This window comes from Micromonospora sp. DT228 (assembly GCF_049841595.1).
GTDB lineage: Bacteria > Actinomycetota > Actinomycetes > Mycobacteriales > Micromonosporaceae > Micromonospora.
Map to the genome: position 1 here is coordinate 261,077 of NZ_JBNCKO010000005.1, position 15,182 is coordinate 276,258.

At 70.9% G+C, this 15,182-nt stretch carries 11 protein-coding genes and 1 riboswitch; of the genes, 7 read left to right on the top strand and 4 right to left on the bottom strand.

What is annotated here, in order from left to right:
- The first annotated feature begins 106 nt into the window (after nt 1-106).
- Nucleotides 107-2,971, top strand: coding sequence for an alpha/beta fold hydrolase (locus ACLQ29_RS13005; RefSeq protein WP_425771841.1), 2,865 nt, complete (start codon nt 107-109; stop codon nt 2,969-2,971).
- Complete coding sequence (locus ACLQ29_RS13010) at nt 2,971-3,840, top strand: ABC transporter permease (protein ID WP_425771842.1); 870 nt, start codon at nt 2,971-2,973, stop codon at nt 3,838-3,840. Before ACLQ29_RS13005 ends, ACLQ29_RS13010 begins: the two co-directional genes overlap by 1 nt.
- Nucleotides 3,841-3,849: 9 nt before the next feature.
- Here ACLQ29_RS13010 and ACLQ29_RS13015 read toward each other — a convergent pair whose 3' ends face one another.
- On the bottom strand, nt 3,850-4,545 hold the full coding sequence (locus ACLQ29_RS13015; RefSeq protein ID WP_425771843.1) for a DUF4232 domain-containing protein: 696 nt from the start codon (nt 4,543-4,545) through the stop codon (nt 3,850-3,852).
- A 323-nt stretch (nt 4,546-4,868) separates the two neighbouring features.
- Nucleotides 4,869-6,425: a plasmid pRiA4b ORF-3 family protein gene (locus ACLQ29_RS13020; RefSeq protein WP_425771844.1), complete on the bottom strand. Its 1,557-nt coding sequence runs from the start codon at nt 6,423-6,425 to the stop codon at nt 4,869-4,871.
- A 540-nt stretch (nt 6,426-6,965) separates the two neighbouring features.
- Here ACLQ29_RS13020 and ACLQ29_RS13025 point away from each other — a divergent pair.
- The gene (locus ACLQ29_RS13025; protein WP_425771845.1) at nt 6,966-7,421 is read left to right on the top strand and encodes a DoxX family protein; all 456 of its coding nucleotides are present in this window, start codon (nt 6,966-6,968) and stop codon (nt 7,419-7,421) included.
- Between the two features lie 133 nt (nt 7,422-7,554).
- On the opposite strand, the gene ACLQ29_RS13030 is transcribed toward ACLQ29_RS13025, so the two are convergent.
- The gene (locus ACLQ29_RS13030; protein WP_425771846.1) at nt 7,555-7,860 is read right to left on the bottom strand and encodes an ArsR/SmtB family transcription factor; all 306 of its coding nucleotides are present in this window, start codon (nt 7,858-7,860) and stop codon (nt 7,555-7,557) included.
- A gap of 91 nt (nt 7,861-7,951) precedes the next feature.
- On the opposite strand from ACLQ29_RS13030, the gene ACLQ29_RS13035 reads away from it, so the two are divergent.
- The 4 genes from ACLQ29_RS13035 (at nt 7,952) to paaN (ending at nt 13,573) form a co-directional block, all read left to right on the top strand.
- Complete coding sequence (locus tag ACLQ29_RS13035) at nt 7,952-8,920, top strand: DMT family transporter (protein WP_425771847.1); 969 nt, start codon at nt 7,952-7,954, stop codon at nt 8,918-8,920.
- A gap of 136 nt (nt 8,921-9,056) precedes the next feature.
- Nucleotides 9,057-9,192, top strand: a riboswitch (SAM riboswitch).
- 10 nt (nt 9,193-9,202) lie between these two features.
- Nucleotides 9,203-10,489: a threonine synthase gene (gene thrC, locus ACLQ29_RS13040; RefSeq protein ID WP_425771848.1), complete on the top strand. Its 1,287-nt coding sequence runs from the start codon at nt 9,203-9,205 to the stop codon at nt 10,487-10,489.
- Nucleotides 10,490-10,812: 323 nt separating this feature from the next.
- On the top strand, nt 10,813-11,832 hold the full coding sequence (locus ACLQ29_RS13045; RefSeq protein WP_425771849.1) for a GNAT family N-acetyltransferase: 1,020 nt from the start codon (nt 10,813-10,815) through the stop codon (nt 11,830-11,832).
- Nucleotides 11,833-11,899: 67 nt separating this feature from the next.
- Nucleotides 11,900-13,573 carry a phenylacetic acid degradation protein PaaN gene (gene paaN, locus ACLQ29_RS13050; protein ID WP_425771850.1) on the top strand — a complete coding sequence of 558 codons (1,674 nt, stop codon included), beginning with the start codon at nt 11,900-11,902 and terminating at the stop codon, nt 13,571-13,573.
- 817 nt (nt 13,574-14,390) lie between these two features.
- Here the strand turns inward: paaN and ACLQ29_RS13055 are convergent.
- Complete coding sequence (locus tag ACLQ29_RS13055; RefSeq protein WP_425771851.1) at nt 14,391-14,921, bottom strand: GNAT family N-acetyltransferase; 531 nt, start codon at nt 14,919-14,921, stop codon at nt 14,391-14,393.
- Nucleotides 14,922-15,182 lie beyond the last annotated feature (261 nt).

The following is a 15,182-nucleotide window of genomic DNA, read 5'->3' on the forward strand; positions in this document are numbered from 1 at the left end:
CCGGACATGGCGCGCTCGCTGCCGCCCGCGCACCGATCGGGGCAACCGGACGGACGTACGGCGGATCTCAGCCAACGCTCAGGCTGCGGGCCGTAGCGTGTGCCGCATGACAACGCCGTCGCCGGCCGCGTGGTTCCGGCGTGCCCTGCCCACCCGCCGCCGCACGATCGCCGCAGCGGCGGCCGTCGTGCTGCTGGCTGCCGCCGTGACCTGGGTGGTGTGGCCACAGGGACCGGGCGTACGGAGCACGAGCGAGATGCTCACCGTCCGCTCCGGACCGTCCGACGACCAGCCGGTGGATCTGGACACGACCTTCTACCTGCCCGCCGACGCCTCGTCCGGTCGGAAGGTCCCGGCGGTGATGTTGGCACACGGGTTCGGCGGCACGAAGGAGTCGGTGCGCTCCGACGCCGAGGAGTTCGCCGGGCGCGGCTACGCGGTACTCACCTGGACCGCGCGGGGGTTCGGCCACAGTGGCGGCGAGATCCACCTGGACAACCCGGACTACGAGGTGCGCGACGCGTCTCGGCTGCTGGACTGGCTGGCCGCCCGGCCGGAGGTGCGTACCGACGCCGCCGGTGACCCGAAGGTCGGTGTGGTCGGCGGCTCGTACGGCGGTGGGTTGGCGCTGCTGCTCGCCGCCCAGGACCAGCGGGTCGACGCGATCGTTCCCATGATCACCTGGAACGACCTGTCCCGCGCCTTCCTGCCGGAGAGCACCGGCTTGGCGCCGACCGAGGGTGTGTTCAAGAAGGGCTGGGCCGGTCTCTTCTTCGGCGGCGGCGGCAACGTGGGCTCCGGCCCGGCGGGGCTCTCCGGCGGCACCGCCGCCCAGCCGCAGGGCGCACCGGCGTCGGCCGGCCCGCCCAGCCCGGGGCCGGGCGCCGGTCCGGGCACCGGTCCCGGTGGTGCCCCGGCCGGTGCGGCCGACCCCTCCTGCGGCCGGTTCGCCGCCGACGTGTGTGCCGCGTACCTGCGGATCGCCACCACCGGGCGGGCCGACCAGGCGGCCGTGGACCTGCTGCGCCGCTCCAGCCCGGCCGGTGTGCTGGACCGGATCAAGGCGCCCACCCTGCTGGTGCAGGGCGAGGCGGACACGCTGTTTCCCCTCGGCGAGGCGGACGCGAACGCGAAGGGCATCGCCGCCACCGGGACCCCGGTGCGGGTCGCCTGGTTCACCGGCGGGCACGACGGTGGCAGTGGACCTCGCTCCGACGAGGACCGGGTGAAGTTCCTGACCGTCCAGTGGCTGGACCACTACGTCAAGGGCGAGGGCGACGCGCCAGGAGACGACTTCACCTGGTCGCGGATCGCCGGGTTCGACGCGCTCGACCGGGGTCTGGTCGCCACCGGATTCCGCCGCGCGGACTATCCGGGCCTGGCCGGCAACGCCCGCCGGGAGGTCACGGTCGCCGGCCCGGCACAGCCGATCGCGAATCCGCCGAACGGCAACCCGGCCGCCATCTCCTCGGTCCCGTTCGCCGGTGGGCTCACCTCCCTGCTGGACGGCGTGGCCGGTGACGTGCCCGGCCAACACGCCCGGTTCGAGTCGACACCGCTGACCGAGGCGGTGGACGTGGCGGGTGCACCCACCGTCACCCTGCGCGCCGCATCGCCGACCGGCACGGCGGTGCTCTTCGTCAAGCTCTACGACGTCGACAAGGACGGCGCGGCGACCCTGCCGAACGGGCTGGTCGCCCCGATCCGACTCACCGGCCTGCCGCAACGCGTGCAGGACGCCAGGCCGGTCACCGTGACGCTGCCCGGGATCGTCCGCCGGGTGGAGGCCGGGCACCGGCTGCGACTGGTGGTGGCCACCTCGGACCAGGCGTACACCACGCCCGCCGAGCCGACCGTCTACACCGTGTCGGCGGACGGCGCGGTCACCCTGCCCACTGTCGACGGCGAGCCGATTCCCACCGCCGCGACGCTCTGGCGCTGGGTGCTCGCCGGTCTGCTCGCCGCCATCGTGATCGGCCTCGTCGTGGTCGTCGCCGTGCTTCGCCGCCGGCATCGCCGCCAGGACCGGTCGGTGCATCCGGAGTACGCGGACACGCCGTTGGCCGTGCGCGCGTTGCGCAAGGAGTACGCGGACGGCTTCGTGGCGGTGTCGAACGTCGACTTCGAGGTGCACCCCGGTCAGGTGGTCGGTCTGCTCGGACCCAACGGCGCCGGCAAGACCACCACCCTGCGGGTGCTGATGGGGTTGACCCAACCGACCGCCGGAGAGATCTACGTCTTCGGTCGCCGGCTGGTGCCCGGCTCGCCGGTGCTGTCCCGGATCGGCGCGCTTGTCGAGGGGCCCGGCTTCCTGCCGCACCTGTCCGGGTTGGAGAACCTGAAGGCGTACTGGCGGGCCACCGGCCGGCCGTGGGAGGACGCCCAGTTCGACGCGGCCCTGGAGATCGCCGGTCTGGGTGACTCCGTACAGCGGAAAATCAAGAACTACAGCCACGGTATGCGCCAGCGCCTCGCCATCGCCCAGGCCATGCTCGGCCTGCCCGAGCTGCTGGTGTTGGACGAGCCGACCGACGGGCTCGACCCGCCGCAGATCGCCGAGATGCGCCGGGTGCTCCAGCGCTACGCCACGGACGGTCGGGCGGTGCTGGTCTCCAGCCACCTGTTGGCCGAGGTGGAGCAGACCTGCACCCACGCGGTGGTGGTGAACAAGGGCCGGATCGTGGCGTCCGGGCCGGTGGAGGAGATCGTGGGCGAGTCGCCGAGTGTGCTGTTCGACGTCACCGACCCGGTGGCGGCGCGGGCGGTGCTGGACCGGCTGCACGGGGTGCGGGTGCTGCCGGAGAGCGACGGCCAGTTGGTCGTCGACACGAACGGCACGGCCCGCAGCGAGGTGGTGGCCGAGCTGGTACGCGCCGGCATCGGGGTGGACCGGGTGGTGCCGCGGCGCCGCCTGGAGGACGCGTTCCTCGCCCTGGTGGGCGACAACTCTCGGGGAAGCGGTGACCGGTGATGGTTGTTTCCGACGCGGGTGCGGCCCAGGGCTATCGGCCGTCGGCCACCATGCCGTTCGCGGCGGAGTTCCGCCGACAGGCGTCCCGGCGGCGGACCCAGCTGGCGCTCGGGTTCATGGTGTTGCTGCCGCTGATCATCCTGATCGCGTTCCAGTTCAACTCCGGCGGCGGCGACGACGACAACGGCAACAACGAGTTCGCCAGTCTGGTCGACCTGGCCACCTCCGGCGGCCTCAACTTCACCCTCTTCTCGATCTTCGTGTCGGCGTCGTTCCTGCTGGTGGTGGTCGTCGCGCTGTTCTGTGGCGACACGGTGGCCAGTGAGGCGAGTTGGGGCAGCCTGCGGTATCTGCTGGCGATTCCGGTGCCCCGGGCCCGGTTGTTGACGGTGAAGCTGGTGGTCGCGCTCGCGTACTCGGGGCTGGCTCTTGTGCTGTTGGCCGGCACCGCGCTGTTGGCCGGCACCCTGCGCTACGGCTGGTCGCCGCTGCGCAGCACGGTCGCCGCCGAGCTGGAACCCACCGAGGGGCTGCTCCGGCTGCTGGCCGTGCTCGGCTACCTGGCGGTCGTACTGCTTGTGGTGGCCGGGCTGGCGTTCCTGCTGTCGGTGACCACGGACGCCGCGCTCGGCGCGGTCGGCGGTGCGGTGTTGCTCTGGATCCTGTCCAGCATCCTGGACCAGATCACCGCCCTGGGCGCCTTGCGGGACTTCCTGCCCACCCACTTCAGCACCGCCTGGCTGGGGCTGCTCTCCACCCCGGTGCAGACCGACGACGTGGTGCGCGGCTGCATCTCGGCGATCGGTTACGCGACGCTGTTCTGGGGGCTGGCGTTCTGGCGCTTCACCCGCAAGGACATCACGTCATAGCGGCGGGGCTCACCGCCGGCTGTCGGGTGGGCTCACCGACGACGGCACCGCGCTGGGCACCGGCGGCGGGGCCGGCCGGTCCGGCACCGGCGTGGCCGGGTCGGCCTTCTTCCAGGCGCTGACGCCGATCCGGCCGGTGTTGCCCAGGTCGATCGGCCCGTCCGGGTCGACCTCTTCGCCCGGCTGCCCGGCTGCGGGCGCCACCGTCAGGTACTCGCCGTTGGTGGCCACCACCGTCGAGTCGGTGACCAGGTTGCGCCAGAGCACCACGGCCGTGGCCCGCTCGTCGGGGGCGAGAGTGATCTGCCGGGGCGGTTGGTCGAAGCCCGAGGTGATCTCCTTGCCGCCGTTGACCACGCGTAGCAGGACCGGCTCGTGCTGGTCGTCGAACACGTGCAGCACCGGGTACCCGTTGAGCTGGTACGGGCGGTCGCCGCAGTTGACCAACTCCAGGCCGAGGGCGCGTAGGCCCATCGCGGCGTCCCCACCGGTCGAGCGGATCCGGACACCGGAGGCCGGGCAGTCGGCCAGCGGGTCAGCGCTCGTGGACGGGCTCGGTGCGGACGGCGGCCGGCCCGAAGGGTCCCCACCCTGGCCCCGATGGTCGCCGGGGGTGCAGCCGCCGAGTAGGAGGGCCGCGGCGACCGCTGTGCTGGCCCGTCGCCGTGCTGCTGTGCTGGCCCGTCGCCGTGCTGCCATGATCATTCACCGATCCTCGCCCATGTGGGCGTCCCACCGCAGCCCGGCCCCCACCGCAGCTCTGCCTCGCGCCGGCCTGCCGTCCCCCTGACTGGGCCCTGTAGAGCTGCCCCAGATTCGGGGCGGCGTCGCTGCCCTGCCGGCTGGCGGACCTCCGGGTGCGCCTGTGGGGCTGAATCGTCTGTGCCATCGCGTGCCCCCGTCGCCAACGGCCAGGATCATGTCCAGGTTGTAGACCTTGACCCCCACGCGGCGCCTGCCGGCCACCCTCGGCGGGAACTACCAACTCAGAGTTGACAGTTGCCTCGGTCACTCACCAGCAGGATCGGTCACTCTTTGCCCCCCTCGGTGAGGGCTTGGGTGATCTCGGTGGCGTCGAACCGGGCGGGCTGGAAATCGGCGGCCGAGGTCAGTCCGAGCCAGTCCAGCCGGTCACCGTGCTCGGGGTGGCCGGGATCGCTCAGCACTTCGACCAGTTCGGCGTAGCCCCAGATGCCGCCGCAGTCTTCCGGCGGGGCCGCCCGCCGCCCGCCCGTGCAGCGTGGGTACGTGATGGGCTGGCGAGCCAACACCTTCTCCACGACGATGTCGTGTGTCCAGTCGTCGCCGAAGTCGTACGTGTATGTGAACCGGTCGCCGACGCTTGGCGCGACCTGTTCCAGGGTCACCGGGGCTTCGGCGCGGTAGCCCAACTCCCGGTCGGCGACCCCGAAGTCGCCGTACGCGGTCTCGAAGACGTGCAGGTGGGAGTCGTGCCATCCGAAGGCCACCTGAATGGTGTGGTGCAGGTCGGCCAGGCTGGTGTCGGCGGGCAGTTCCAGACGCCGCCAGATCGGCGGCTTCGCACCCCGCAGACCGACCTTGAGCTGGTAGACGGGCGCGGCTGGGCCAGACTTCTTCCGTTTCGCCGGCAGCTTTTGTCCGGCGGTACGTCGACCTGGGCGGGTTTGGATCTGCTGTGTCTGCCCGGCGAACTGGGTCATCATCTCCAGCAGGTCGAGGGTGGGTTGACGGGTGTCGGCGTCGTGCTCGGCCGGCGGGCGTGTCGGCTCGGGTAGCGTGCGGATCCGGGCTCGCAGCAGCTCCGCCAGCATGTGGTAGCCCGGTCCGTCCTCGTCGGCGAATTCGTCGTCGAACTCCGCGGGGTCACGTTCCTGGTCGTGGTCCGCGCGGGCGTCGAGGGCCCGTTCGACCTGCCACCGAAACTCGGCCGGGTCCAACAACTCCTCGGCGACCGTCAGACCGGCACGATTGCCGTTCTGCTGGATGGTGCTGACAACCTCGTTCATGGCATCGGCGGGAAAGAGCACGATGTCGGCCGCCGCGTCACAGTCGAGGTGGTCGACGTGGACGACGAAGCCGTACGAGCGCCCGGCCCGCTCGAAGTCGCAGACGAGCATGGACGCGCTGCCAGCCGGATCGGCGAAGCGTCGACCTGGGCCGACCCGCACAGGCTGACGCAGCTCGCTGGCCCAACTCGGCGCTGGCACGCCCGCGTCCACCAGACGCTGGGCGGCAGCCGCAGCGGCGGTGCTCGGCCGGACGGCGTCGATCGCGAGCAGCACCGCGAGCGCTTCCGGCGTAGCGATGTCGGCGACGGCCGGCAGCAGGTCCCCGTTGAGCGCCTCGGTGAAGCCTTCGCCGGCCAGGTCACCGGCGGACAGGAACGTCGCGGCAAACAACTCGGCCTCGACGGGATCCTCCGCCTTCACCAGGTCGGCACCCTCGGCGACCAGGTCGTCTATGAAGTGCTCCGGATCAAAGTCAGCATCTGAACACGCCGGGCAGTCGCACTGAATCACGTCGGCGGGTCGGACGCGACGCACGACCTGCTGGCCAGAGCGGGCGGACCTGGCGCGCTTACGACGGCGGCTGTCAGGACTCATCCGAACATGTTTCCACGGCTGCGGGGTCGGCTTCACACAACGCGCCGAGGTGGCCGGTCCCAGGGTGCAGCGCGCGCCGCCCGACCGCCCGACCGCCCGGCGATCATGAGGTTATTGCTGTTCATCTCGGCGTGTCGCAGCTATAACCTCATGATCGACGGGCGGAGTGTGAGGATCCGGGCACGAGCCGTCCGTTTTGGCCCCGCGCTTGGGCGGGCGTGCCGCAGGAGGTCGGTCTAGTGATGATCGACTCGGGTTTCTGGAGGCCGGGGCATTCCGGCGCGTGCCCAAGGGCGCCCGTTGAGTAGGCCGTACCCACAGTATGGGAGCGCGCCCACGGCGGTTGGTGCGGCTCGGATTTGGTCCTATCCACAGCTCAGGGGTTATGGCGGTGCGCCTGCGGCGCTTCCGGCGCTCGACCCCGGACTGTGGACACCGGTACATTCCGACCGGGGACTTTCCCACTAGCAAGGAATTTGTAAGCGTCGATAGTTTCATGCCTCACATTGAAGAGATCCGGATCCTTCGATGGAGGTTGTGATGAACGTTTCTCGGCTCGGCGGGCCGACCCTGTCCCTGTTCCGCACCGTGGTCGGCCTGCTGTTCACGTTGCACGGTCTGACCTCGGTCTTCGGGTTGTTCGGCGGCAACCCGATGACCGGTACGGCGATACCCCCTGGCGCCTGGCCGGGCTGGTGGGCCGCGCTGATCCAGCTGATCTGCGGCGCCCTGGTGCTGGCCGGGCTCTTCACCCGACCCGCCGCTCTTCTCGCGTCCGGCTCGATGGCGTACGCCTACTTCGTGGTGCACCAGCCGGACGACCTCCTGCCGCTGCACAACGGGGGTGAGCTGTCGGCCCTCTTCTGCTGGTCGTTCCTGCTGGTCGCGGCCCTCGGCCCGGGTTCCTGGGCACTCGACACGCTGCTCGCCCGTCGCCGCGACGTTCGGCCCGCGCCCGCGGTGCCGGCAACCGAGCCCAGCTCGATGGTCATCTGACCGCACCGTACCGCGCGTCGCCGGAGCCTCGACGAGGCGGCTCCGGCGACGCGCCCGGTCGGGGCCGTCCTCGCCGGTGGTTTGCGAGGGCCGCGCACCGGAGCGCGACGGCCGAGGCGACCCAGCGGGAACGTCAGGCCGAGTTGTGCGTACTGAGCACCGCGTCCAGGAGACCTGGGTAGAGGCGGTCCAGCTCGTCGCGGCGGAGCCGGACCAGGCGGCTGGTGCCGGCGGCCCGGGTGCGGGTCAGGCCGGCCTCGCGCAGCACTTTCAGGTGATGGCTGCGGGTCGCCTTGGAGACGCCGAAGTCGAAGCTGCCGCAGGTCGCCTCGCCATCTTCGGCAAGCGCCCGCACGATCTTCAGCCGCACGTCGTCGGCGAGTGCGGTCAGCACGGTGGTGACCGGTACGTCGGTCAGGTCGGGTTCGTGCGGCTCCATGTGACCAGTGTAACCCTTGTTCGACAACTATCGAACAAGCCCCTATGGTCGGTGTCGTTGGTTCGACGATACTCGAACATTGGAGCTGACGATGCGATCCCGCGCCGCCGCCTATCCGCTGCTCGCCGTACTCGGTTGGGGCGTGATGTTCCCGGTCCTGGCCAGTGCGCTGACCCGGGTCGACCCCCTCAACCTGACCACCGCCCGTTACCTGCTCGCAAGCGTCATCCTGGTCGCGATTCTGCTGCTCCGCGAAGGTGCCGGCGCGCTGCGGCACGGCGGCCGGACCGGCGAGATCGTGCTGCTCGGCGTGGTCGGCTTCGCCGGCTTCAACGTGCTCACCAACCTGGCGCTCGAACACGCCGCCCCGCAGCAGATCGCTCTCTTCGTGGCCACCACCCCGCTGATCACCCAGTTGGTCCGGTGGGCCCGGGACGGCGTACGGCCGAAGCCGCTCCTGCTGGCCCTCTCCCTGGTGGCGCTTTTCGGAGTCGGCCTGGTGATCACCCGCGGGAGCCTGGCCGGGCTCGGCCAGTTCGGTCTCGGTGGACTGATGATGATCGGCGCGGTGCTCGGCTGGGGCATCTACACGCACGGTGCCAGCCGGTTCGGCGACTGGTCACCGCTGCGCTTCACCACCCTGACCGCGCTCGCCGGCACGGCGGCCATGCTGGCCGCGAGCATCGGCGCGGACGCCCTCGGCTGGCAGCACGCGCCGGCCGCCGCCGACCTCGCGGCGGTCACCCCGCAGTTGGCGTACGCCGTGGTCGTCGGCGCGGTCATCGCGGTCCTGGCCTGGAACACAGGTGTGCAGCGGCTCGGCGCCGCCAACGCCGCGCTGTTCATGAACCTGGTCCCGGTCACCACCTTCGCGGTGCAGATCGTCCGCGGCTACCGCCCGGAGCCCATCGAGCTGGTCGGAGCCGCCATCACGATCGGTGCGCTGGTCGCCGCGAACCTCGCCACCCGGGCCCGGATCCGGCCTTCGTCGCCGCCGCAGTCGAGCGCGATCACGGACCGGATAGCGGTGGTCGATCCGGTCGCGGTGAGCGCCCGCTGACCCACCCCACCAGCGACCAGGCGCCGCAGCCGGGGAGCGCCGCCGCCGGTAACTGGCTGAGTTGTTCGGCTCACAGCGTGGGATCCGCGGTAGAGGCGGCGGACATAGTTGCCTAGACTCGACGGCACAACTGCATACCTCATCCAGAGGGGCTGAGGGATACGGCCCGACGACGCCCCGGCAACCACCCCGCGCGCTCACCGCTGAGCGACCCGCGGGGCAGGTGCCAATTCCGTCCCTGCCGCACCGTGCGATGTGGGGAAAGATGAGAGGACTCTCGACATGACGTCGACGCTCGCCGCCTCCGGCATCGACACCTCCGCCAGCCCCGCCCGCGCACTGGTCTGTCGCGCCTGCTCGGCCCGTTACCCGCTCGTCGCCCAGCACGCCTGCTACGAGTGTTTCGGCCCGCTGGAGGTCGACTACGACACCGCCGCCCTGGCCACCGTCACCCGCGAGCAGATCGAGGCCGGCCCGGAAAACATCTGGCGCTACGCCGCACTGCTCCCCGCCGGTCAGGACCCGGCCAGTCGGGTCACCCTCGACCCGGGGCTGACCCCGCTGGTGGCGGCCCCGCGCCTCGCCGCCGAGTTGGGCATCACCGCATCGCTGTGGGTCAAGGACGACAGCGGCAACCCGACCCACTCGTTCAAGGACCGGGTCGTCTCGGTGGCGCTCACCGCCGCGAAGGCGCTCGGTTTCACCCGGTTCGCCTGCGCGTCGACCGGCAACCTGGCCAACTCGGTGGCCGCGCACGCCGCCCGCGCCGGGGTGCCCTCGGTGGTCTTCATCCCCAGTGACCTCGAGCAGGGCAAGGTCATCACCACCGCCGTCTACGGTGGCGAACTGGTCGCCATCGACGGTTCGTACGACGACGTCAACCGGCTCTGCGGCGAACTGGTGGAGACCGACGAGTTCGAGGACACCGCGTTCGTCAACGTGAACGTCCGGCCGTACTACGCGGAGGGCTCCAAGACCCTCGGCTACGAGGTGGCCGAACAACTCGGCTGGCGCATCCCGGCGCAGGTGGTCATCCCGATGGCCAGCGGCGAGCTGCTCACCAAGATCGACAAGGCGTTCTCCGAGTTGGTGGAGATCGGCCTGGTCGATGCGCCGGCCGGCGGCTGGAAGGTCTTCGGCGCCCAGTCCGCCGGCTGCAACCCGATCGCCACCGCGCTGCACGCCGACACCGACACGATCATCCCGGTCAAGCCCACCGGCATCGCCAAGTCGCTGAACATCGGCGACCCGGCCGCCGGCGTCTACGCCCTGGAAGCGGTCCGCCGCACCGGCGGCTGGATGGAGTACGCCGACGACGACGAGATCCGCGCCGGCATCCGCGACCTGGCCCGCACCACAGGCGTCTTCGCCGAAACCGCAGGCGGGGTGACCATTGCGGTGCTCCGCAAGCTCGTCGAATCCGGCCGGCTCGACCCGACCGCGGAGACCGTCGTCTTCAACACCGGCGAAGGCCTGAAGACCGTCGACGCGGTCGCCGGCCAGGTCGGACCGACCCACCACATCAAGCCTTCGCTGCGCGCCGCCCGCGACGCAGGTCTCCTCGGCTGACCCACCCGCGACCCGCTCACCGGCCGGCCCGTGCCGGGTTGGCTTGATGGAGGGGGTGGGGGTCGTCCGGAAGGAGGAGCGAGTGGATCAATCGCGTAACTGGGGTTTCGCTGTGAGTGTGGAAAACCCACCCCTGCGGACTTGACGGCAGGAACCGGACGGCGCAAGATGCTCCGTGCGGGAGGGCATTTCGCCGAAGACTTTTGAAGTTCTTGCGACCCAACGCCGGAGGCGTTGTGCGAGTGTCCCTCCCGACCACGTTCGATCGGGCCAGCGATTAATTCGCTGGCCCGATCGCTTTCCCGGGGCGCAGGCTCAGCGGCATGAGCATCACGATCGCGTCGTTCGACGGCACCGACCGAGCCGCCGTCGACGAGGCGTACCTGATCGGCGCGGCGGCAAACGACGCCGATCTGCCGGACCTGCCGCCCTTCTGCCGGCGACGCTTCGACGCGTTCTTCCACACGCCGATGCCCGGTACCGAGTCGCTCTGGGCGCTGGCCCGGCTCGACGGGGTGCCGGCCGGCTACCTCCAGGTTGACCTGCCGTACCTCGACAACCCCGACAACGCCACCGCCGAGCTGACCGTGCATCCGGAGCTGCGGCGGCGGGGCGTCGGTCGGGCGTTGCACGAGTACGGGGTTCGCCTGCTCCGCGAGCGTGGCCGTAAGCGGGTGGTCGCGATGGCCGTCTCCGCGCTGCCCGGCGGGCCAGCCCGAAGCGGGGCGGGCGACGCGTTCGCCGCCGCCACCGGTGCCCAGCCGGCCCTGGCCGAGGTGCGTCGCCGGCTCGACGTCGAGGAGATCGACCGGGTCGCGCTGCGGGCGGCGCTGGCCGAGGCCCAGCCGCGGGCCGAAGGCTACCGGTCGGTCTGCTGGCAGGGGGCGACCCCGCAGGAGTACGTCGCGGACATCGCCTACCTGGACGGCCGGCTGCTCACGGACGCGCCCATGGGGGACGTGCAGTGGGAACCGGAGCAGGTGGACGCCGAGCGCATCCGTGGCAACGAACGGGCGTTGGACGCCCGGGGCCGGCGGTGCTACCACCTCGGGATGCGTCATGAGGCGACCGGTCGACTGGTCGCCTGGACCCTGCTGGACGTGGGCGCCTCCGCCGACTGGCACGCGTACCAGCAGATCACCATCGTCGACCCGGATCACCGTGGGCGCCGGCTCGGCCTCATCGCCAAGGCCGAGAACCTGCACCACCTGCTCACCCACGAGCCCGCGGTCCGCATGATCGACACCTGGAACGCGGCCAGCAACAGCTACATGGTGGCGATCAACGAGCAGCTCGGCTTCCGCCCGGTGGACGCCTGGACCGACTGGCAGCTCGCGCTCTGACAGCCATGCGCCGCTGCCCAACATTCGCGCTACTGCTCGCGAACCGGACTGCGGCATGATGGCGGGCATGACGGAGACCCCGCAGCCCCTGTACGACAGGCACGCCGACACCCTCAACCGTGCGCTGACCGCGATCACGGAACGGGGCTACTGGTCCGCCTATCCCGAATCTCCCAGCCCCCGGGTGTACGGCGAGACCGCCGCCGCCGACGGCAAGGCCGCCTTCGAGGCGTACCTCGGTGGTGATTTTCCGCTCGACCAGCCGGGCGCTGGCGCTCGGGTCGCCACCGAGGCGAGCCCGTTCGGGGTGGAGCTGGCGGTGCGGTACCCGCATGCTGGCCCCGGCGAGCTGATCGACGCCGCCGCCGCCGCGCTGCCGGCCTGGCGCGACGCCGGCCCGCAGGCCCGCGTGGGGGTCTGCCTGGAGATTCTCGACCGGCTGCACAAGCACATCTTCGAGCTGGCCAACGCGGTGCAGTTCACCAGCGGGCAGGCGTTCGTGATGGCCTTCCAGGCCGGCGGCGCGCACGCGCTGGACCGGGCGCTGGAGGCGCTGGCGTACGCGTACGCCGAGATGACCCGGCACCCGGCCACGGCCGGCTGGGAGAAGGCCGCCGGTAAGGGCGACCCGCTGCGGATGACCAAGACGTTCCACGTGGTGCCGCGTGGGGTGGCGCTGGTGATCGGCTGCAACACCTTCCCGACCTGGAACTCGTACCCCGGGCTGTTCGCCTCGTTGGTCACCGGCAACCCGGTGCTCGTCAAGCCGCACCCGCGCGCGGTGCTGCCGCTGGCGATCACCGTTAAGTACGCCCGGGAGGTGCTCGCCGAGGCCGGGTTCGACCCGAACCTGATCATGCTGGCGGCCGAGGCTCCCGGTGAGAAGCTCGCCAGCGACCTGGCCCTGCACCGCGCCGTGAAGATCGTCGACTTCACCGGTTCCACCGAGTACGGCGACTGGCTGGAGACGCACGCCCGGCAGGCGTCGGTCTACACCGAGAAGGCCGGCCTGAACACCGTCGTCATCGACTCCACCGACGACTTCACCGGCATGTGTCGCAACCTCGGTTTCACGCTGACCCTGTACAGCGGTCAGATGTGCACCACCTCGCAGAACATCCTCATCCCCGCCGGGGGCATCGAGACCGACCAGGGGCACAAGAGCTTCGACGAGGTGGCCGGCGGGATCGCCGCCGCGGTCGGCAAGCTCACCGCCGACCCGGCCCGAGGCGTCGAGCTGACCGGCGCCATCGTCAACGACGGGGTGCTGGAGCGGCTGGCCGAGGTGACAAAGGTCGGCGAGCCGGTGCTGGAGTCGCGGGCCGTGGCCCACCCGTCGTACGCCGACGCGGTGGTGCGTACCCCGACGATCGTGAAGCTGGCCGCGGACGACACGGAGACGTACGGCCGGGAGTGGTTCGGGCCGATCTCGTTCGCCATCGCGACCGACTCCACCACCCACAGCCTGGAGTTGCTGCGCCGCACCGTCGGCGAGAAGGGCGCGCTCACCGCCGGGGTCTACTCGACCGACGAGGCGGTGTTGGACGCCACCGAGGCGATCGCGGTCGAGGTCGGGGTGCACCTGTCCTGCAACCTCACCGGCGGGGTCTTCGTGAACCAGTCGGCGGCGTTCTCCGACTTCCACGGCAGTGGCGCCAACGCGGCGGCCAACGCCGCGCTCACCGACGGGGCGTACGTGGCGAACCGCTTCCGCATCGTGCAGTCGCGGCGTCATGTCTGAGTTTTAGTTGCGGCTGGGGTTTCCGGGGCAGCCCGACCCGCTCCGGGCGGTCAGGCTTGATCCCTGCGCGGGTCGGGCTGCCCCGGAAACCTCGGCGGGCGCGGTGGGCGGCGGCGTGTCTGGCCCGGGGCACTGCCCTTGGTCATGATCGCGCTCGATCCACGAGTAGTGGCCTCCCGGCGGCTACATTCAGGTGGGGTGTCTCGCGAGAAGTTCGCGCCGATCTTGCAGTTTCGGTTGTCGATATAGGTGATATACCCCTTGTGTCGGGACAGAAAGTGCAAGATCGCGGAGCGGGGGCAGTCCGGACCCGGCAATCACCACGTCCTGGTGCCGGGCTTGAGGCCGCATAGGCGTTCTGTTGTATGCCACAACTTCGTGATCGGCGAGGCGGCGCGGTTGACGAGCAATGGTTCCGCCCACAGCAACGGTGTTGTCCTGGATTTCAACGTGGTTGCGGTGGCGCGCTGCGGCCGGCCAGGCGCGACCTCGATCACCAACCGCCCCTCGGGCGCGGTGCACGAGTCGCCCCCTTTGCTCTGCACCCCAATAGGCACCGGTCACAGACCGTAGCCGTCGCACCCACGGGTGCAGAGCAAAGGACCCCCGACCACCCCCGGACACGCAGTGCCTGCCCCGCCGACCGGCCACCCCTGGCCGATCAACCTGGGTCGAAGGACAAGACCACCCCAGCACAACAGCATGAAAGGCGAGACAGTGCCCATTGACGAACAACCGCTCGCCCTAACACAACGGCGTTGACATCATGGACGTAGCGCGATCATCGCGGCCCGGCCCAACGCGATGGTTCGGCTGGTCAGGCCTTTCGGCGCATTTGTAGTTCGGTCAGGGCTGGGACGGTGGGGTGGGGGACGCGTACGCCCGTGTCGGTGAAGCCCAGCCGTTGGTAGGCGCGGTAGGCACGGTCGTTGCCGACCACCACCTCCAGCAGCAACTCCAGTCGGCCACAGGCCCGGGACCAGGCGGCCACCCCGTCGATCAGCTCGCCGAGCAGGCCACTGCCGCGCCAGGCCGGCGTGACGTAGACGGCGTAGATCACGGTGAGCCCGGGTTCGTTGTGCGAGACCGTGCCACCGGCGTGCCCGACGAGCCGGCCACCCGGGTCGGCGATGAACTGCGCGTTACCGGGGCCGGCCGAGGTGTACGCGACCCGGGCGGCGAACTCGGTGTGCGGCCGGGCCGCCGCGTCCGCCAGGGTCTCCAGGAAGGCCAACGGCGCGTCGGCGAGCATCTCCAGACGCAGTGCCCGCATCCGGGCGGCGTCCTCCGGCCGGACCCGGCGGATCTCCGCCTGCCGTAGGGCGGTCGCGCCCGTATCGGTGGTCATGCCCGCATGCCTACCACAGGCCCGGTGGCCCGGTCCGCCCGGTGGCCCGGTCCGCCCGGTGGCCCGGTCCGCCCGGTGGCCCGGTCCGCCCGGTGGCGCGGCGTCCGGCGGCGGGGCTTTCGGGGGCTGTGTCGCGCAATCGCCGACATGGATCCGGTGGATCGAGAAGCCGGCCGACAGGCGCAGTCCGATCGCCCCGGAATATGCCCGATTTGTGGCCGTGCGCGGCCGTCACTCCTCGTGTAGCGTGCGATTTCGGTC

Excerpts from the sequence above, each read along its gene's own strand:
- ACLQ29_RS13005 (WP_425771841.1), top strand. The coding sequence starts at position 107 with ATGACAACGCCGTCGCCGGCCGCGTGGTTCCGGCGTGCCCTGCCCACC.
- ACLQ29_RS13010 (WP_425771842.1), top strand. The coding sequence starts at position 2,971 with ATGGTTGTTTCCGACGCGGGTGCGGCCCAGGGCTATCGGCCGTCGGCC.
- ACLQ29_RS13015 (WP_425771843.1), bottom strand. The coding sequence starts at position 4,545 with ATGATCATGGCAGCACGGCGACGGGCCAGCACAGCAGCACGGCGACGG.
- ACLQ29_RS13020 (WP_425771844.1), bottom strand. The coding sequence starts at position 6,425 with ATGAGTCCTGACAGCCGCCGTCGTAAGCGCGCCAGGTCCGCCCGCTCT.
- ACLQ29_RS13025 (WP_425771845.1), top strand. The coding sequence starts at position 6,966 with ATGAACGTTTCTCGGCTCGGCGGGCCGACCCTGTCCCTGTTCCGCACC.
- ACLQ29_RS13030 (WP_425771846.1), bottom strand. The coding sequence starts at position 7,860 with ATGGAGCCGCACGAACCCGACCTGACCGACGTACCGGTCACCACCGTG.
- ACLQ29_RS13035 (WP_425771847.1), top strand. The coding sequence starts at position 7,952 with ATGCGATCCCGCGCCGCCGCCTATCCGCTGCTCGCCGTACTCGGTTGG.
- thrC (WP_425771848.1), top strand. The coding sequence starts at position 9,203 with ATGACGTCGACGCTCGCCGCCTCCGGCATCGACACCTCCGCCAGCCCC.
- ACLQ29_RS13045 (WP_425771849.1), top strand. The coding sequence starts at position 10,813 with ATGAGCATCACGATCGCGTCGTTCGACGGCACCGACCGAGCCGCCGTC.
- paaN (WP_425771850.1), top strand. The coding sequence starts at position 11,900 with ATGACGGAGACCCCGCAGCCCCTGTACGACAGGCACGCCGACACCCTC.
- ACLQ29_RS13055 (WP_425771851.1), bottom strand. The coding sequence starts at position 14,921 with ATGACCACCGATACGGGCGCGACCGCCCTACGGCAGGCGGAGATCCGC.